General features: G+C 59.0%; 15 protein-coding genes and 1 riboswitch. Of the genes, 8 read left to right on the plus strand and 7 right to left on the minus strand.

All coding sequences use genetic code 11. The features are described 5' to 3' along the window. Positions 1–69 precede the first annotated feature (69 nt). Together C8275_RS03275 and C8275_RS03280 are read right to left on the minus strand one after the other, a co-directional pair. Positions 70–960: a rhomboid family intramembrane serine protease gene (locus C8275_RS03275; RefSeq protein ID WP_106484083.1), complete on the minus strand. Its 891-nt coding sequence runs from the start codon at positions 958–960 to the stop codon at positions 70–72. Beyond that, positions 941–1,615 (minus strand): rhomboid family intramembrane serine protease, encoded by a 675-nt coding sequence (locus C8275_RS03280; protein WP_106484084.1) that lies wholly within the window; start codon positions 1,613–1,615, stop codon positions 941–943. Before C8275_RS03280 ends, C8275_RS03275 begins: the two co-directional genes overlap by 20 nt. Before the next feature lie 223 nt (positions 1,616–1,838). On the opposite strand from C8275_RS03280, the gene C8275_RS03285 reads away from it, so the two are divergent. From C8275_RS03285 to C8275_RS03315, 7 genes are all read left to right on the plus strand, one after another. Next, complete coding sequence (locus C8275_RS03285; protein ID WP_106484085.1) at positions 1,839–2,111, plus strand: HU family DNA-binding protein; 273 nt, start codon at positions 1,839–1,841, stop codon at positions 2,109–2,111. Between the two features lie 126 nt (positions 2,112–2,237). After that, on the plus strand, positions 2,238–2,894 hold the full coding sequence (fsa, locus tag C8275_RS03290; RefSeq protein WP_022385005.1) for a fructose-6-phosphate aldolase: 657 nt from the start codon (positions 2,238–2,240) through the stop codon (positions 2,892–2,894). Positions 2,895–3,997: 1,103 nt separating this feature from the next. Continuing rightward, positions 3,998–4,208: riboswitch (cobalamin riboswitch) on the plus strand. A gap of 110 nt (positions 4,209–4,318) precedes the next feature. Continuing rightward, entirely contained in the window at positions 4,319–5,482 is a 1,164-nt protein-coding gene (locus C8275_RS03295; protein WP_157948152.1) for a DUF5074 domain-containing protein, read from the plus strand. Then, positions 5,479–7,491 carry a TonB-dependent siderophore receptor gene (locus tag C8275_RS03300; protein WP_106484087.1) on the plus strand — a complete coding sequence of 671 codons (2,013 nt, stop codon included), beginning with the start codon at positions 5,479–5,481 and terminating at the stop codon, positions 7,489–7,491. The genes C8275_RS03295 and C8275_RS03300 overlap by 4 nt, the downstream gene beginning before the upstream one ends. A gap of 5 nt (positions 7,492–7,496) precedes the next feature. Further along, positions 7,497–8,669 carry an ABC transporter substrate-binding protein gene (locus C8275_RS03305; RefSeq protein WP_106484088.1) on the plus strand — a complete coding sequence of 391 codons (1,173 nt, stop codon included), beginning with the start codon at positions 7,497–7,499 and terminating at the stop codon, positions 8,667–8,669. A 107-nt stretch (positions 8,670–8,776) separates the two neighbouring features. After that, entirely contained in the window at positions 8,777–9,778 is a 1,002-nt protein-coding gene (locus tag C8275_RS03310) for an iron ABC transporter permease (RefSeq protein WP_199881850.1), read from the plus strand. A 23-nt stretch (positions 9,779–9,801) separates the two neighbouring features. Then, positions 9,802–10,578: an ABC transporter ATP-binding protein gene (locus C8275_RS03315; RefSeq protein ID WP_106484090.1), complete on the plus strand. Its 777-nt coding sequence runs from the start codon at positions 9,802–9,804 to the stop codon at positions 10,576–10,578. Positions 10,579–10,854: 276 nt separating this feature from the next. Here C8275_RS03315 and C8275_RS03320 read toward each other — a convergent pair whose 3' ends face one another. The 4 genes from C8275_RS03320 to pckA all read right to left on the minus strand — a co-directional run bounded on the left by C8275_RS03320 (position 10,855) and on the right by pckA (position 14,363). Continuing rightward, complete coding sequence (locus C8275_RS03320) at positions 10,855–11,373, minus strand: TlpA disulfide reductase family protein (protein WP_106484091.1); 519 nt, start codon at positions 11,371–11,373, stop codon at positions 10,855–10,857. A gap of 6 nt (positions 11,374–11,379) precedes the next feature. Next, positions 11,380–12,027, minus strand: coding sequence for a nitroreductase (locus C8275_RS03325; RefSeq protein WP_234395693.1), 648 nt, complete (start codon positions 12,025–12,027; stop codon positions 11,380–11,382). A gap of 40 nt (positions 12,028–12,067) precedes the next feature. Beyond that, complete coding sequence (locus C8275_RS03330; RefSeq protein ID WP_106484092.1) at positions 12,068–12,448, minus strand: DUF6565 domain-containing protein; 381 nt, start codon at positions 12,446–12,448, stop codon at positions 12,068–12,070. 307 nt (positions 12,449–12,755) lie between these two features. Beyond that, positions 12,756–14,363, minus strand: a complete 1,608-nt coding sequence (gene pckA / locus C8275_RS03335; protein ID WP_022385964.1) for a phosphoenolpyruvate carboxykinase (ATP) — start codon at positions 14,361–14,363, stop codon at positions 12,756–12,758. Between the two features lie 401 nt (positions 14,364–14,764). Between pckA and upp the strand changes: the two genes are divergently transcribed. Then, positions 14,765–15,415, plus strand: coding sequence for a uracil phosphoribosyltransferase (gene upp / locus C8275_RS03340; protein WP_022385963.1), 651 nt, complete (start codon positions 14,765–14,767; stop codon positions 15,413–15,415). 817 nt (positions 15,416–16,232) lie between these two features. On the opposite strand, the gene C8275_RS03345 is transcribed toward upp, so the two are convergent. Next, a complete protein-coding gene (locus C8275_RS03345; RefSeq protein ID WP_106484093.1) occupies positions 16,233–17,759 on the minus strand; it encodes a DUF5123 domain-containing protein in 1,527 nt (508 codons plus the stop codon). Positions 17,760–17,766 lie beyond the last annotated feature (7 nt).

Genomic DNA, 17,766 nt, shown 5'->3' on the forward strand with positions numbered 1-17,766 from the left:
GTTCAGGAGGTTGTGGCGGTGCACGGTGCGTGCGGCCGTCGGGTGAATAGTCGGGTTCAGGGGGTTCTCTTACGGGCGGCGGCTCTCGTCGAAGAGCTTCTTCTTCTCCTCGGCGCTCAGGCTGTTGTAGCCGGACTTCTTCAGCTTGTCGAGGATTTGCCCGATTTCCTCCTCGCGTTCGCGCTTGCGTGCGTTGTAGTCATAGTCCTCGGCATGCTTGCCATAGTGGACCTTCATCTTCGGACGCTGCCTGCGTCGCGGGGCGGACCACCGGACGGGCAGGTCGAGCAGGCGGTTGATCCAGTGCGTCGGGTCGGAGCCGTGCTGGAACGCGCGTGCGAACCAGAAGCCGGCAAGGGCACCACCCAGGTGGGCGATGTGTCCGCCCGCATTGTTGGACGTGATGAACAGCAGGTCCGTCACCACCAGGATGAGCGCGAGGTACTTGAGGCGGACGCTCCCGAAGAACAGCAGGTTCACCCGGTATTCGGGCTCGCGCACCGCCGTGGCCACGGCTATCGCCAGCACCGACGCCGACGCCCCGATGAGCAGCGCACCCTCAACCGACGCGCTGAAGTAGGGGAACACGTTGTAGGCAAGGATGTAGAGCGCCGCCCCGCAAAGCCCGCCCAGCAGGTAGACCCCCCGGAAGTGCTTCTCCGAGAAGAGGTACAGGAACAGCTGCCCGAACCAGTAGAGCCACAGCATGTTGAACAGCAGGTGGAGCACGTCGGCGTGCATGAACATGTACGTCACCACCGACCACGGCTGCCGCACGAGGCGCCCCACGTCGGCAGGGCACTCCAGCCACGACAGCAGGGGGGCGTACGTCTGTGTGAGCAGCATCACGACGTGGACGACAGCCGTGACGAGGAACACCCCCACGTTGATGTAGATGAAACGGAGCGCGATGTTCCCTTGGCGGAACTTCATGCGCAGGTCAGTAAGTATAGTTCCCATTGCGGTATTTTTTACGCCAGTAGACAATCAGCAGGAAGCCGAAGAGCATGCCTCCCAGGTGGGCGAAGTGCGCCACCCCGTCGTTCGCCTGCAAGCCCATCAGCAGCTCGATGACCACATAGACCGCCACGAACCACTTTGCCTTGATGGGGAAGGGCAGCGGGAAGATGAACAGCGGCTGGTTGGGGAAGAGCACCCCGAAGCCCAGCAGGATGCCGTAGACCGCACCCGACGCGCCCACCGTCGTCATCAGGTTCAGGTAGACGCTCATGGGGATGATGGAGGTGCCCGTGTTCACACTGTCATAGTTGGACAGCACCGTCACGTACTCGATGTACTGCACCAGCTCCTGCATCAGTCCCGCCCCGAGGCCACATACCATATAATATATAAGGAACCGACGGGGACCGAAGACCCGCTCCAGTGTCGTTCCGAACATCCAAAGCGCAAACATGTTGAAGAACAGGTGTGCGAACCCGCCGTGCATGAACATGTACGTCACGAGCTGATAGAGATGGAAGTCCGACGCCATGAAGTAGTGCAGGCCCAGCACTTCCGTCAGGTCCACCCCGTACTTCGGAGCGACGAGTGAAGCAAGGAAAAAAATTACGTTTATGATGAGCAGGTTCTTCGTGATTGGAGGCATCTGGTTCATAGGTCTGGTGCGTGTCTAAGTGTCTGTTTACGGGTTAATATGGGTGCAAAAGTACGAAAATATTCCTTTTGGCGGCACGAATGACCCCCTTCTTAGGTTTTTTTGCAGGATTGGCGCGATTTTTAGCCGAGAATGTTTGTTTCTTAGGGACGAAGACCTATCTTTGTTGGGCAATGGATGAGCAACATCGTTGCAGCACGTATACATTTAATCAAAAATAGTTATGAATAAGTCAGAACTTATCAATGCAATGGCAGCCGAATCGGGATTGAGCAAAGCCGATTCAAAGAGAGCACTCGACGCTTTCATCGCCACTCTGTCAACAGCGCTCAAGGACGGCGACAAGGTCGCACTCGTCGGTTTCGGCACATTCTCCGCAGTAGAGCGTGGAGAAAGGTCAGGCATCAATCCGGCTACCAAGCAGGCCATCACCATCCCCGCCAAGAAGGTGGTGAAGTTCAAGGCTGGCAACGAGCTCGAGAGCGCCATCCAATGAGGCTCGACGGACAGGACGCTTACTGACGACGATACTGTTAGGCACGGACCTGCGCTCCGCGTGGACCCGTGCCTAAGTTGTTCCTCTTCCCTCACCGGACATTCACTGTTATTAAAATCTATACGTATGAAATTCTTTATTGACACAGCCAATCTGGAACAAATCCGTGAAGCAAACGCCATGGGCGTGCTTGACGGCGTAACCACCAATCCGTCCCTCATGGCAAAGGAAGGCATTAAGGGTACTGCAAACCAACGCCAACACTACATTGACATTTGCAACATTGTCAATGGCGACGTCAGCGCAGAAGTCATCGCCACTGACTATGAAGGCATGATCAAGGAAGGCGAGGAGCTTGCAGCCCTCAATCCTCATATCGTGGTGAAGATCCCCTGCATCGCAGACGGAATCAAGGCCATCAAATATTTCACCTCCAAGGGCATCCGCACGAACTGCACCCTGGTGTTCTCTGCCGGGCAGGCATTGCTCGCCGCAAAGGCAGGCGCCACCTACGTTTCGCCCTTCGTCGGACGTCTCGATGACATCAGCAGCGACGGCGTAGAGCTCATCGCTCAGATTGTCAGCATCTACCGCACCTACGGCTTCAAGACCCAGGTGCTGGCAGCCTCCATCCGTCACACGCAGCACATCATCGCATGCGCCGAGGTCGGCGCCGACGTGGTGACCTGCCCGTTGTCCGCCATCAAGGGGCTCCTGAAGCACCCGTTGACAGACTCCGGTCTGGCAACATTCCTGGCAGACTACAAACGTGTGAACGGTTAATCTAGACTTTTATAAGTAGTAAAGATTATGGTATGAAGGACTATTTTGTCCTTGAACGCTACTTTCTCCGTGAGGCGAAGGTAGCGTTTTCCTTTTTTAGTGGTTGCCTTGCAGACCGTTCGCCCTACATTTTTCGGAATGTTTTGTTTATGTAACGTGGCGGTTGTGTCATTTTGTCAAAATGTCAAACGAAGCGTCTGAGAATGCCTTCGTTCGCACCAAAATACGGATTGGTGACCGGGAAGGCCCTTCTCGCGCGATTAGCGAAATACACATTGACGGGGTTCCCGTCAGTTTCCTTTCCTTCTGTCTGATTTTTCCCTCCCTTCATTCCCTTCCGTCGGTCTTTTCACGCGGACGGACGCAATTTCACACATTCGGAATTGTGCCCCTCCGGGCTCTAAAAAATGGGGACAGGGGACTGTTTTCGTACGGACGAACGACCACGACGGTGCGGACACGTCGGTACGGTGGTGCGGACACGTCGGTACGGTGGTGCGGACACGTCCGTACGAAGCCAACAACCGGTGCTTTCCACCGTAAAAACGGGTTCGGCGAATGCCTTTTTCGCGTTAGAAACGGTATAATTGTGTGAATATATGTTCATTCTGATGTGTTCCGAAGGACGTATCTTAAAATATTTAACGAGTGTTTTTCTAATTGGGACGATTTTGCGAAAATGCGCGTTACCTGAAAACGGCAAATCAGGAAATTGTGATGTTAAAAACCGGAAAATGATGTCGTTTTGACAAGCAGGCCATGGGGAAAATGTAGGGGCGACCGGTCTGGTCGCCCGGTCCAATAGGGCAATGCGTCCAATCCAACCGACCGGGACGCCCCGTCCGACAAACCGTCCCGCAGGCGATTCCTTATTTCGGGAATGGCACCGTTGCGTTGGACCGGGCGACCAGACCGGTCGCCCCTACATTCACCGCCTTGTGGAATCGTTTCCACGCCGCACGGCAATTGTCAATTGTCCATTGTCAATTGTCAATTGAATCGTTGTCAATTGTCCATTGAATCGTTGTCAATTGTCAATTGAGCAAACATTTTCCTGTCCGGCTTGGCTGTTCGGCGCATTTCGCCTACCTTTGCAGCAGTAATCAGAAACACGGCGTCCTGGTGTCCCGCGGAGCGTCCTGCCCCGAGGGATGAAAAGGGAACCGGGTGAGAATCCCGGACAGACCCACTGCTGTGAGTCCCCGTAGCGTTTCCACGAAACACCGCATCATGTCCACTGTCCCTGCACAAGGGGTGGGAAGGACTTCGTGGAAGGGACGAGTCAGAAGACCTGCCAGACACACGCCTTTTGTTCAACGTTTCGGGGGAGGAAACGGAGAATATACGTCGGCATTTCCATCCGGGCGCCCACTGCCGTCGCGCGTTCTTTCGACTCTTCTTCGCGAAGTAAAAACCATTCTATCATGTTATTAGCTAAAAAATTCGCGTATGCTCTCGCATGCGCTGCCGTCCTGTTCGCTGCTTGTAGCGACGACGACAAACCGGTGTTGACGGAAGAAGAGGTATCTGAAAAGACCGTAGAGGCAATCGTGGTCAATGAGGGTCAGTGGACGAAGAACCTGGGCTCGATTTCTGCCATTTACAGTGACGGAACGGTCGACGCCGACATCTTCCGTCAGGTGAACAACCGCCCGCTGGGCGATGTGGCACAAGACATAGCCCTCATCAACGGTGCCTACTTCGTGCCCATAAACAATTCGCACATCATTCAGGTCGTTGATGCCAAGACCTTTGAGTCGAAGGCTACCATCCTGGCACCGGACATCACCCCGACACGCATCGTGGCGATTTCGGACACGGAAGCTCTGGTGAGTGCAGGATACGGGAAAGGATTCGTACGCATCAGTACGGTAGAGCCTTACGGCGAGGCTACACCCGAAGGCGGACGTGAAGTGCTGGAATATATTCAGACTTCGGGTGCAGGTCATTACATGGCAGCGGTCGGAAACAAGCTGGCAGTGTCGACCGGTAGCTCGACCAAGGGGGTTGTCATCTATGACCTCAATAAACTGAATGCAGGGGGCGATACAATAAAAGTTTCTCACTTCGGCGAGAAGGCAAAGCTGCTGAAGGACAAGAACAACATTGTCTGGGCCATCGGCGAGTACAAACCGGATGACAACACGAAGGTAATCCGTTGCAGCGGGATAGACCTTGCGAAAGAAGCGGTCGTGTCGACCATCGACATACCCGAGGCACTGAATGCAGCGTCTGCCAAGGCTGGCGACCTCATTGGTGTCCCCAGCTATAACCGTACGGACATTGCGAACAACAAGCTCTACTTCCCCGTGAAGATAGCCACCGAGGACGGAGACCTCTTCTCCGCCGAGCAGGGTGTCTACGAGGTGGATGTCGAGACGGGAACCTATCGTCTGTACTGCATGACGCCCGACCTGGGCATGATGTTCGGCTTCGGGGTCAGTCCGGCAGGTGATGTCTATGTCGGCGACTGCATCAACTGGAGCGCTCAGCAGGGTTATGTGCGCATCTACGACCGCGACGGTGCACACAAAGATGTAAAGGTGGGACTTTACCCGACAGAGTTTTGTTTTCCTGACAAGCAATGATGAGACACTGGGGACTCTGCATACTGATGGTATCCGGCTGGAGCGGCGCACAGGCTGCCCCCGCCGACACCATCGTCTGCGACAACCGACTGGACACCATCCAGGTCGTGGCACGACGCATCCGGCACGTCAATGAGGCGAATGCCGGAGCACGTGTCACGACCATCGACCCGGAGCTGCTGCTCGCCAACCGCACGCGCTCGCTCTCCGAACTGCTCGCCGACAACTCGGCGGTCTACATCAAGAGCTTGGGCACGGGCGCACTCGCCACAGCCTCCTTCCGCGGAGGCAGCGCGGCACAGACACGCGTCAACTGGAACGGCATCAACATCACACCGCCCATGTCGGGCACGTTCGACTTCTCGCAAATCCCCGTCTTCTTCACCGACAACGTCGACCTCTACTACGGCAGCAGCCATGTCAAGAACGGCACGGGCGCCGTGGGAGGCAGCGTCAACCTCTTCACCGACCCGGACTGGGGGCAGGGCTTCAGCGGACGTGCCTTCACCGAGTACGGCTCCTACGACACCTGGACCGCGGGCGGACAGCTCAACTACAGCCGCGGACGCTCCTCGTTCAAGACCCGCGCCTACTACCAGCACTCGCAGAACGACTACGAGTACATCAACCGCATCCTCACCAACACCCCCTTTCGCGAGCGTCGCACCGATGCCGACTACTCCCAGTGGAGCGTCATGCAGGAGGCGTACTTCCGTCTCAGCCCCTATGCCCGGCTGACGGCTGTCGGCTGGTTGCAGGGCGGCACACGGATGCTGCCCCAGCCGCTGGGCGTGGTGCAGACGAGCCACGAGCGTCAGCAGGACCTCAACGGACGCGCCTACGCCGGGCTGGACTGGAGCCGCGGCATACACCAGCTGCACCTCAAGGCGGCGTGGCTCTACTTCCGACAGGACTATGACAAGTGGTACGACCGGGGCTCGTTCGACCCCTCGGGCACCGTCAACCAGTCGCAGACGTGGCAGGCGGTGGCGGACTACTCCTGCGCACCTGCCGACGGACTGGTGCTCAACACCACCCTCACCTATACCCACGACCGGGTGAAGTCGGAGAGCTACATCGACGTGGACTCGTCGAAATACGTCATCGACGGCGTGCACTTCGACATCCCCGTGCCCGAACCGCCGCTGACCGCCCGCCGCAACGTGCTCTCCTGGCAGGCGTCCGTTCGTTGGGAAGCCCTCCCGTGGCTGCTCCTCGACGGGCAGTACATGCTGGAGCGCAACGGGCACCGCACGGTGTCTACCGGCTCGGCGGGCTTCCTCGTGAGTCTCTGGGACAAGATGCTCAGGCTGAAGGGAAGCGCCTCCTACAACTACCGCTTCCCGAGCATGAACGACCTCTACTGGCGTCCCGGGGGGAACCCGGACGTGCTGCCCGAGGACGGTTTCTCCTACGACGCCGCCCTGAGCTTCCACCGTCCGCTGACCGACTGGCTGACGCTCGATGCCGAGGTGGCGGGCTACCTGATGTACATCGACAACTGGATACTCTGGCTGCCGCAGGACGGCAACCAGTGGATATGGACTCCGCAGAACAAGCGCGACGTGCGCTCCACGGGCGTGGAGGTATCCACCCGGCTGGAGTTCCGTGCGGGCGACCTGCGCGCCGTCCTCTCGGGCAACTACAGCTGGTCGGAAGCCTGCACGCGCACCAGGCAGCACGTGGACGACGGCTCGCTCATGAAGCAGATTCCCTACGTGCCGCGCCGCAAGTGGAACGCCCGTCTCGCGCTCGACTGGCGGGGCGCGTTCCTCTCCTGGCAGACGACCCACGTAGGCCGACGCTATGTGACCACGGACGAGTCCTACTCGACCGACGCCTACACCGTGCACAACCTCCTGGCAGGCTACCGCTGGACGTTCGCCGGCGGCAAGGCGCTCACGCCGCAGCTGCGTGTGGACAACGTGACGGACGCCTACTACGAGTCGACGCAATACTACCCCATGCCGTTGCGCAACTACCTGGTTTCACTGCTCTTTGAATTTTGACGCTTATGAGAACGCATTTCCTCCCCCTGCTGCTCCTCGGCCTCTGGCTGACGGCAGCCTGCACCCACCGTCCGCCCTCCTACAAGCAGGTGTACACGGACGTGGCCTATGACAACGCCTGTGCCAAGGGCTTCCACATATGGGGCGCCCGGGACCGGCAGAGCACCGTCATCGAGGTGACGAACCCGTGGCAGAACGCCCGCGACGTGACGATGGCGTACTTCGTGGCACGCGGCGGCGAACAGCCCCCCGAGGACTTCGGCGGGGTCGTGATTCCCGCCGGACCGCGACGCATCGTCTGTATGTCGTCGAGCTACGTGGGCATGCTGGACGCCCTCGGGGCGACGGACCGAGTGGTGGGTGTCTCGGGCCTGGACTACATCAACAGTCCCGCGCTGCTCGCCCGGCGCGACAGTGTGCGCGACGTGGGGGCAGAGCTGGACTTCGAGGTGCTGCTCGGACTGAAGCCCGACCTGGTGCTGCTCTACGGCGTGGACGACGCGCAGACGGCAGTGACCGACAAGCTGACGGAGCTGGGCATCCCCTACATGTACATCGGGGAGTATGTCGAGGAGGACCCCATCGGACGTGCCGAGTGGATGATGGTGCTGGCGGAGGTCCTCGGGCTCCAGAAGCGCTGTCAGGTCATGATTGACATCCTCTACACCCAGTACAAGACCCTCAGCCAGCTGGTGGCGGACGTGAAGGAACGCCCGAAGGTGATGCTCAACACGCCGTGGAACGACGTCTGGACCCTGCCTTCGCCGGAGAGCTACATGGCGCGCCTCATCCACGACGCGGGGGGCGAGTACATCTTCCGCGAGGGGGCAGCCGGGAGCTACACCCGCATCGGCATGGAGACGGCGTACAGCCTGCTCCATGAGGCGGACTACTGGCTGAACATCAGCTCCGTGAAGACGCTCGACGAGCTGAAGGTGATGGACCCGCAGTTTGCGTCCGCCAAGGCGGTGCGCGAGGGGCACGTCTTCAACAACAACCTTCGCACGAACGCTGCCGGCGGCAATGACTTCTGGGAGTCGTCCGTCGTCAAGCCTTCGCGCGTGCTGCTCGACCTCATCTGCATCCTGCACCCCGAGAAGCGGCGCGCTACCGACACCTTGTATTATTACCGGCCCATCGTGCCGGCGACCGGGGCGGACACCCCTCCGTCCCGTTAGCAACGGACCCCGTCGGCAGGAGCGGTCCATGCACCGTCCCCGTCCGCCGGTCCTCCAACGAATGAACCTGTCGGATGCACGCACCGTGCCTCCTGCCCAACGAACCAATGCCTATGACACGAACCGCACTCTGTTTCCTGCTGCTTGTCCTGTCCACCGCCGGGCTGTTCCTGCTCGACCTCATGACGGGCGACGTCACCCTCCCCGCTGCCGACGTATGGGCGGCACTGACGGGCAGTGGCGACGACGCGCTGACGGCACACATCGTCCGTTCGGTCCGCCTCGTGCGGGGGGTGGTGGCAGTACTCGTCGGGCTGTCGCTCTCCGTGAGCGGACTGCAGATGCAGACCGTCTTCCGCAATCCGCTGGCGGACCCCTACCTGCTGGGCGTCAGTTCGGGAGCCAGCCTGGGCGTGGCGCTATTCATCCTGGGCATCCCCCTGCTGGGGCTGTCGGGTGCGCCGTGGTTGCAGTCGGTGGGCGTGGCAGGCGCCGGCTGGGTGGGTTCCGCCGCCATCCTGCTGGGCGTGGCGTTCATCAGCCGACGGGTGAAGAACATCATGGGGGTGCTCATCCTCGGCGTAATGACAGGATACGTTGCCGGGGCACTCATCCAGGTGTTGCAGTATCTCAGCGCGGCGGAACAGCTGAAGCTCTTCACGCTGTGGTCCATGGGCTCGCTGGGTCAGGTCACCGAGACCAAGCTCTGGGTCATGCTTGCCGTGGTGACGGTGGGCCTCGTGCTCGCGGTGGCAAGCATCAAGGCGCTCAACCTGCTGTTGCTGGGCGAGCAGTACGCCTCGACGATGGGGCTTGACGTCCGCCGTTCCCGCTCGCTCATCTTCCTGTCGACGATGTTGCTCACGGGCACGGTGACCGCGTTCTGCGGACCCATCGGGTTCGTCGGTCTCGCCATCCCCCACCTGGCGCGGGTCGTCTTCGGTAACGCCGACCACCGCGTGCTGCTCCCTGCCTGCGTGGGTATGGGCATGGCGGCGATGCTCGTGTGCGACATCCTCTCGAAGGCGTTCGTTCTCCCGGTGAACTGCATCGCCGCCCTGCTGGGCGTCCCCGTCATCGTGTGGGTCATCGTGAAGGTCGGCTGGTAATGAACTTGTAATCTGAAACACTCATGCACATCGAACATCTCTCCATCGGTTATGGCACGCGCACGCTGCTCTCCGACGTCACGCTGACGCTGGAGGGAGGGCAGCTCGTGGCGCTCCTGGGCCGTAACGGGACGGGCAAGAGCACCCTGCTCCGTGCGCTGGCAGGGCTTGAACCGTGCCGTACGGGCGAAGTATGGCTCGACGGACGCCCCCTCTCCACGCTCGATGCGGGCGAACGCTCGCGCCGGGTCAGCCTGGTGACGACCGAGAAGGTGGCAGTGCCCCACCTGCGTGTCCACGAACTCGTGGCGATGGGCCGCGCCCCCTACACCAACTGGGTGGGCCGTCTCTCCGACGCCGACGAAGCCGCCATCGCCCGTGCACTGGAGCTGACGGGTATGTCCGCCTACGCCTCCCGTCCGACCGACAGCCTGTCTGACGGCGAGAGCCAGCGGGTGATGATTGCCCGGGCGCTGGCACAGGACACGCCGCTCGTCCTGCTCGACGAGCCGACGTCGTTCCTCGACCTGCCGAACCGCTACGACCTCTGCCTGCTGCTCAAGCGGCTCGCCACGGAGTCGGGGAAGCTCATCGTGTTCTCTACGCACGAACTGGACATCGCGCTGTCCGTCTGCCACACGGTGATGCTCATCGACAATCCGCACGTGCACTGCCTGCCCACACCGGAGATGGTGTCGGCGGGCCACATCGAACGCCTGTTCCACAGTCCGTCGGTGAGCTTTGACATCTCGGAGTGGGAACCCGGCAGCTATGCCGTCCGGGTGAAGGGGAGGGGATGAATTTTCCCGCCGGGCGAAAGATTTCCGTCCGATTGTTTCGCCGCTCCGACATCTCTTTGTATCTTTGCGGTACTTTAAGAAGCAAGTCACAATAAGGAAGTTTCCGTTGTGAAGACATCTAGGTAGCCCTCGGCCTTTAAGCGGGGGCTTTTTTATTGTCCTATTCCAAACAAAGGCGGGCAATGACGACAGGTTCCTGTGCCGTCATTGCCCGCCTTTGCCTTATCCTTGCCCGCCGTCGTGCCGGCAGGTTCCGGTCCGGGTCGTCCTGTGGGTTCAGTTCTTCGCCGTTCCGTACTTGTCTATCAGTCCGCGGATGACCTCCGCCGTCAGCTCATGTCCCTCCAGGAGGGGGAACCCTTCCCAGCGGACGATGCCCTGCGGGTCGATGAGGATGACGTGCGGGATGCCCTTCACCTGGAGCGCGTTCTTCATCGTCGCCCGGGTGTCGATGGCGCTGCTGTACTCCAGTACGGGCGAAGGCATTGCCTTCACGTCCTCCGCCTTCTCGTCAGAGAGGCCGATGACCACCAGCTCGTCCTTGAACTGCTTCTGGAACTCGTTCAGTTCGGGGATAGCCTTCCGGCAGGGACCGCACCACGTCGCCCAGAAGTCGATGAGGACGAACTTGCCCTTTGTCTCCGGCTGTGCGGTGAGCCACTGCTCCACGGTCAGCTCGGGTGCCTTCCTGTTGAGGAACGAGGCAGCCCACAGCTGCTTGCCGTTGTTGCTCTCCTGTGCCATTCCCGCTATGCTGCACAGCAGGAAGGCGATGCACGTAAGTAGCTTGTTCATGGCGCCTTACTCGATGAATTTCACTTTGCTCATGTCGCGCGACTTGGCTTCGGGCGCCTCGTCGGGGTAACCCAGGGCGATGGCGTAGAGCAGCCGGTGCGTGTCGGGGAGGTCCAGCCGTTTGAGGTACTCTGCAGCTGCGGGCGTCTCCATGAAGCGGGTGGCGCCGCCCAGGCAGCACGAACCGATGCCCAGCGACTGTGCCGCGAGGATGATGTTCTCGCCCAGCAGGCCGCAGTCGACCTGCGAGAGGTCATAGGTCGTGTCGTAGGCGATGAAGACCACCGTCGGCGCGTTGTTGAACATGTTGCGGAAGCCCGGACGCTCGGCTGCCTTGGGGTTCTCCTTCTTGTACAGTTCGGTCAGTCCGTTGATGAAGTCCGCGTTGTCGGTCACGCGCACCTGCCACGACTCCCGGTGCATCCCGTTGGGGGCATGGATGCCGCACTCCAGGATGCGTTGCAGCGTGTCGCGGTTCACCGGCTGGGGTTTGTACTGACGGATGCTGCGCCGCGCCATGATGTTCTCGATGACGATGTCCGAGCGGCTCGGCAACGGTTCCTGAGCAGGAGCTTCCTGCTGTGCCGGACTGCATCCGGCAAGGGCGGCACACATGCAGAGTCCGCCCACAAGCGATTTCAATGTTGCGTTCATGTTATGAGGTATTGGGTGATTGGCTGTCAGGGATTCGGGGTTACTTGTCCTTCGGCTTGTCGTCGGACTTCAGTCCGTCCACGAAGCCGTCGATGGCGGCGCCTGTCTTGTCGATGACGTCCCCTGCCTTCTCGATGACCTTGCCGGCGTGCTCCTTGAAGGCGGCGGAAGCATACTCACCCTGCAGGCGGGCGATCTCCCTCAGCTCATCCTCGGACAGATCCTTGGCGTCCTTCGCCTTGTCCAGGAGGGCGCTGAACTTCTTGTTCGCCTCCTCCCACTGCGCCTCGGTGTAGCTGCTGCCCTTGTCCTTCACCTCCTCGATGAAGTCCTTCAGTTCGTCCACTTGGCTCTTCTCCCGGCAGGAGTCGAGCGAGAATGCCGCTGCGAAAAGCAGGGCGTAGATAAAGAATCTTTTCATACTCTTGACTGGTTAAGTCCCGCCTGCGTCCGGTACGCCCGTTGGCAGGGAGTCCGTCGCCCGTCCGTTGCAGCCCGTCGCCTGCGGAAGTGATTGAACAGTATCGGGTCACGGACGCTCTGCCCTGCGTACCTGCCGCCGGGACGCCGTCCGTGATACCTTCGCAAATATACGGCTTTTGCGTACAAAAAGGAGTGAAAAAAGTCCACATTATGTTGCACGTGCCTCCCCGTCGGGTATAAAAAAAGGGGCGCTGCAGAGCAACGTCCCCTTTCCTTTTAATATGGCGTATGATGGAATGCCCGTCTTAGAGCTTCGGACCAGCAGCAACCAAAGCCTTGCCGGCTTCGTTACCGGTGAACTTGGCGAAGTTCTTGATGAAGCGGCCGGCGAGGTCCTTGGCCTTCTCGTCCCACTGAGCAGCGTCAGCGTAGGTATCGCGCGGGTCAAGGATCTTCGGGTCTACTCCCGGAAGCTCCGTCGGAACGACGAAGTCGAAGTACGGGATGGTCTTCGTGGGAGCCTTGTCGATTGAGCCGTCGAGGATGGCGTCGATGATGCCGCGGGTGTCGCGGATGGAGATACGCTTACCGGTACCGTTCCAGCCTGTGTTGACCAGGTATGCCTTGGCGCCAACCTTGTTCATCTTCTTCACCAGTTCCTCAGCATACTTCGTCGGGTGCAAGCTCAAGAAAGCGGCACCGAAGCAAGCGGAGAAGGTCGGAGTCGGCTCGGTGATGCCGCGCTCTGTACCTGCCAGCTTGGCAGTGAAGCCGGAGAGGAAGTAATACTGGGTCTGCTCTGCGTTGAGGATAGATACCGGGGGCAATACGCCGAAGGCATCAGCAGAGAGGAAGATTACCTGGTGTGCGTGAGGACCCTTGGAGATGGGCTTCACGATGTTCTCGATGTGGTAGATGGGGTAAGACACGCGGGTGTTCTCGGTCACGCTCTTGTCTGCGAAGTCGATCTTGCCGTTGGCGTCAACGGTTACGTTCTCCAGGAGGGCGTCACGCTTGATGGCGTTGTAGATGTCCGGCTCAGACTCCTTGTCGAGGTTGATGACCTTGGCATAGCAGCCGCCTTCGTAGTTGAACACGCCTTCATCGTCCCATCCGTGCTCGTCGTCACCGATGAGCAGACGTTTCGGGTCGGTCGAAAGAGTGGTCTTTCCGGTACCTGACAGACCGAAGAAGATAGCGGTGTCAGTACCTTCCTTGTTCGTGTTGGCGGAGCAGTGCATGGAAGCGATGCCACGGAGCGGGTTGAGGTAGTTCATGATGGAGAAGATACCCTTCTTCATTTCACCACCGTACCAGGTGTTCAGGATTACCTGTTCCTTGGTCTTGAGGTTGAACACGGTAGCTGTCTCCGAGTTGAGGCCAAGCTCCTTGTAGTTGTCCACCTTTGCCTTGGCAGCGTTGAAGGACACGAAGTCGGGCTCGCCGTAGTTGGCAAGTTCCTCAGCTGTCGGACGGATGAACATGTTGGTCACAAAGTGTGCCTGCCAAGCCACTTCCATGATGAAGCGCACTTTCAGACGGGTAGCCTCGTTAGCACCGCAGAATGTGTCGACAACGAAAAGACGCTTGCCGGAGAGTTCCTTCACGGCCTTTGCCTTCAGGTCAGCCCATGCCTCTTCGGAGCAAGGCTTGTTGTCGTTCTTATATTCGTCGGAAGTCCACCATACGGTGTCCTTGCTGGCCTCGTTGTATACGAAGAATTTGTCTTTGGGCGAGCGGCCGGTGTAGATACCGGTCATCACGTTGACTGCGCCCAGTTCAGTTACCTGGCCCTTCTCGTAGCCTTCCAATGTTGATTTGGTCTCTTCTGCGAACAGAACATCATAAGACGGATTGTGCACGATTTCTTTGACATCGGTGATTCCGTACTTGCTCAAATCCAAGTTTGCCATTGTTGTTGAGTTTTTAGTTGTAATATAATGAATAGATTCTCTTGCTTGTTGTCTTTCTTTTTGAAAAGGCAGGGCTTTCGCTCTGAAAGTGGCAGGGAGCCTGCCTTGTTTATCGGGTGCAAAAGTAGCATATTCTTTGGAGTGGGGGAAATATATTAGAGAAAAATTTCCATAATGCGGTAAGATTTATATTTGTATAACATCTGTCCGCGTCAGAATTGCGTGTTTGGGCTTTATTTCGTTTATTTGCAGCCGATAAAGCGAAAGCAGCCGGACCGTCGGGCAGGCAGGCTCCCTTCTCCCGCCTTGCCCTGCCCCCTCGTGTGCCCGTGTCCGGAGAGCCCTTTCCGGTCGCCGGCTGCCAAAGAGTCAATCATTTAACAACAAGATAAACCTGACTTATGAAAGTAATCGACTTCAACCAGTCCAACTCGGTGCTCAACCGGTTTGTGGCTGAGCTCCGCGACGTGAACATACAGGGCGACCGCCTCCGTTTCCGCCGCAATGTGGAACGCATCGGCGAGGTGATGGCCTATGAGATGAGCAAAGAGTTCCACTACACCCGTCGTCCCGTGCAGACCCCGCTGGGAGTCGCCCAGGTGAACCTGCCGGACAATCCCCTCGTCCTCGCGACCATCCTGCGTGCGGGGCTTCCGTTCCACCAGGGCTTCCTGAGCTACTTCGACCATGCGGAGAACGCTTTCGTCTCCGCCTACCGCAAGTACATCGATGAGGAGCACTTCGACGTGAACATCGAGTACATCGCCTCGCCGGACATCACGGGCAAGACGCTCGTCCTGGTCGACCCGATGCTTGCCACCGGGTCTTCGATGGAGTTGAGCTACCACGCCATGCTGACCCGTGGCGAACCGGCGGAAATCCACGTGGCATCCATCATCGCCACCCGTCAGGCGGTGGACTACATCTCCGAGAAGCTGCCGGCAGACAAGACCACGGTGTGGTGTGCTGCCATCGACCCCACGCTCGACGACCATTATTATATTGTCCCCGGTCTGGGTGACGCGGGTGACCTCTGCTTCGGGGAAAAATAAACACCTTTCAATTGACAATTGACAATTGACAATGGACAATTGCCGTTCGGTGCGACGGGCGAGACCACAAGGAGATAATTGTCAATTGTCAATTGTCCATTGTCAATTGAAGAAGCGCTTTGCGCTTCTGACAAAACGTCAAACGAATCGCCCGAGAAGGGGCTTCCTTGCACCAGAATACGAGTTGGTGAGCAGGAAGGGCCTTCTCGGGCGATTTGTGTTTTTCACACTGACGGAGTTTTCCTCGGTTTCCTTTCCTTCTGTCTTGTTTTTCTTTCTGTTCATTCCCTTCCGTCGGTCTTTTCACACGGACGGACGCAATTTCACACATCGGAAATCGTGCCCCTTCGGTCCCTGAAAAATGGGGACAGGTGGGTGTTTTCGTACGGACGCGTCGGTACGACGGTGCGGACACGTCGGTACGACGGTAGTCGTTCGTCCGTACGAAGCCAATCACAGGTGCTTTCGAGCGTGGAAATAGGTTCGGCGGATGCTTTTTCTGCGTTAGAAACGGTATAATTGTGTGAATATACGTTTATTCTGATGCGTTCTGACGGATGTATCTTAAAATATTTAACGCGCGTTTTTCTAATTGGGACGATTTTGCGAAAATACGCGTTAGCTGAAAACGCCGAATCGGGAAAATATGATGTTAAAACCCGGAAAACGATGTCGTTTTGATAAAATGAACATTCCCCACCTGCACCACGGTCACGAAACAACAAAGGAAGGCAAAGAAAAGCCCCTCCCGACCTTCCGGTGAAGGAAAGGGCAGGAGGGGCAGTACAGGGGCCCGGTGAAGGGGCGGTGCGTCGGTCTATTTCATCCAGCGCGGGTCGCCCACGTTCCGGTAAGTCAGGTCTTCGTTGCCCAACGTGAAGTCACCGGAGGCGGCGTCCGCGAATTTCGGGTCAGCCTCCGTGGCGACAGTGGCGTGGTCGTCGGCGTGTGCGTTGCCCCACAGGTTCGGGCAGTTGAAGTAGTAGTTGTTGCCATAGGTCTCGGCAGCCTTCAGCTTGTCGGCACGCGCCCATACGCCGGAGTTGGCGTTATTGGGGTTGGCAAGTCCGATGCCGTAGAAGAGGCAGTTCTCCACGGTGAGGGTGCTGCCGTCCTTCTCCACGCGGAAGAGTCCGGTGTTGTTGCCGTCGTCGATGGTGCAGAGGTTGTAGAAGGTGCAGTTGCGGAAGGTGACGGCGGCAGGTACCTGGCAGCGGACGAGCGAGCGGACGCCGTTGCTCAGGGTGGAGTTCGTCACCGTCAGTGCCGTCAGCGCTCCGCCGCGCAGGTCGAATCCGTCGCCGGCATTGTTGGCGATGCCGTCGATGAGCGTGTTGTTGATGGCGATGGTGCCGAAGGTCCCCTTCTTGTTGTTATAGAGGATGTGCTTCGTCGTGTTGCGCACCTCGCAGCCCTCGAGGGTCAGCGTGCCCAGGTTGGCGGCGGCGTCGGTCAGTTCGAGCAGATTGTCCGTCTCGCCCGCGCCGTCGAACACGAGGTCCGTCAGTGTGAGGGAGCCGACGGCTGTCGCCACGGTGAAGCGTCCCTTGATGACCGCCTTGTTGGCGCGGTCGTAGGAGGCGATGGAGAGCGACTTCGTCAGGGCGTATTCACCCAGCTCGTAGGAGGTCCCGAGCAGGACCAGCTGGTCGCCGTCCTGTGCTGCGTCCAGTGCCTGGACAAGGTCTGCGCCTGCCTCGACGGGTGTCTTGCCGCCCAGGTCGATGGCTGTCTTGAAGCTCACCGTACCCCGGGTGGAGGTGCCGTTCTTCATCACGGCGGTGTAGTCGGTCTCCGGCGTCAGTCCGTCGATGGTGGCGGCACCGGCAGCGATGTCCTCGGGGGTGATGTGGTAGGTGATGTCGCCCGGTGTGAGCGTGATGGTCGTGGCTGTCTCGCCGGCGGGCCAGCGCAGGGTCACGCGGGTTGCCTCGATGTCGTCATTTGCCACTGCCTGGAAGATTTGTTCCGTGCCGGTGGTGAAGGTCGCCCCGACCCACTTGGACTCGGGGATTGCCTCGCCCAGTGCTTTCACACGGACGTAGTAGTCGGTCTCGCCCAGGAGTCCCTCATAGGTGATGGTGGCGTCCGTCACCTCGTCGGTCTTCATCGGCGTCTCTGTGGCGGCGGTTCCCTGATAGAGCTCCACGGTGTAGGAGGTTGCCTTGTTGACGGTGTTCCAGGAGACGGTCACGTCCACCTGGTTTCTGACGCGCGTCTCCAGCTCCGTGGGCGAGAAGAGGCGGTCGTAATCCACGCTCGTCAGCTCGTCGGGAGCGTCCGAGCACGATGCCACTGCACCCAGCAGGAGGCATCCGGCTATATGTTTCAGATAGTTCTTCATAGGTTGT

Origin of the sequence: Bacteroides sp. Marseille-P3684 (genome assembly GCF_900291465.1) — a bacterium.
Taxonomy (GTDB): domain Bacteria; phylum Bacteroidota; class Bacteroidia; order Bacteroidales; family Bacteroidaceae; genus Phocaeicola_A.

Excerpts from the sequence above, each read along its gene's own strand:
- C8275_RS03275 (WP_106484083.1), bottom strand. The coding sequence starts at position 960 with ATGGGAACTATACTTACTGACCTGCGCATGAAGTTCCGCCAAGGGAAC.
- C8275_RS03280 (WP_106484084.1), bottom strand. The coding sequence starts at position 1,615 with ATGAACCAGATGCCTCCAATCACGAAGAACCTGCTCATCATAAACGTA.
- C8275_RS03285 (WP_106484085.1), top strand. The coding sequence starts at position 1,839 with ATGAATAAGTCAGAACTTATCAATGCAATGGCAGCCGAATCGGGATTG.
- fsa (WP_022385005.1), top strand. The coding sequence starts at position 2,238 with ATGAAATTCTTTATTGACACAGCCAATCTGGAACAAATCCGTGAAGCA.
- C8275_RS03295 (WP_157948152.1), top strand. The coding sequence starts at position 4,319 with ATGTTATTAGCTAAAAAATTCGCGTATGCTCTCGCATGCGCTGCCGTC.
- C8275_RS03300 (WP_106484087.1), top strand. The coding sequence starts at position 5,479 with ATGATGAGACACTGGGGACTCTGCATACTGATGGTATCCGGCTGGAGC.
- C8275_RS03305 (WP_106484088.1), top strand. The coding sequence starts at position 7,497 with ATGAGAACGCATTTCCTCCCCCTGCTGCTCCTCGGCCTCTGGCTGACG.
- C8275_RS03310 (WP_199881850.1), top strand. The coding sequence starts at position 8,777 with ATGCCTATGACACGAACCGCACTCTGTTTCCTGCTGCTTGTCCTGTCC.
- C8275_RS03315 (WP_106484090.1), top strand. The coding sequence starts at position 9,802 with ATGCACATCGAACATCTCTCCATCGGTTATGGCACGCGCACGCTGCTC.
- C8275_RS03320 (WP_106484091.1), bottom strand. The coding sequence starts at position 11,373 with ATGAACAAGCTACTTACGTGCATCGCCTTCCTGCTGTGCAGCATAGCG.
- C8275_RS03325 (WP_234395693.1), bottom strand. The coding sequence starts at position 12,027 with ATGAACGCAACATTGAAATCGCTTGTGGGCGGACTCTGCATGTGTGCC.
- C8275_RS03330 (WP_106484092.1), bottom strand. The coding sequence starts at position 12,448 with ATGAAAAGATTCTTTATCTACGCCCTGCTTTTCGCAGCGGCATTCTCG.
- pckA (WP_022385964.1), bottom strand. The coding sequence starts at position 14,363 with ATGGCAAACTTGGATTTGAGCAAGTACGGAATCACCGATGTCAAAGAA.
- upp (WP_022385963.1), top strand. The coding sequence starts at position 14,765 with ATGAAAGTAATCGACTTCAACCAGTCCAACTCGGTGCTCAACCGGTTT.
- C8275_RS03345 (WP_106484093.1), bottom strand. The coding sequence starts at position 17,759 with ATGAAGAACTATCTGAAACATATAGCCGGATGCCTCCTGCTGGGTGCA.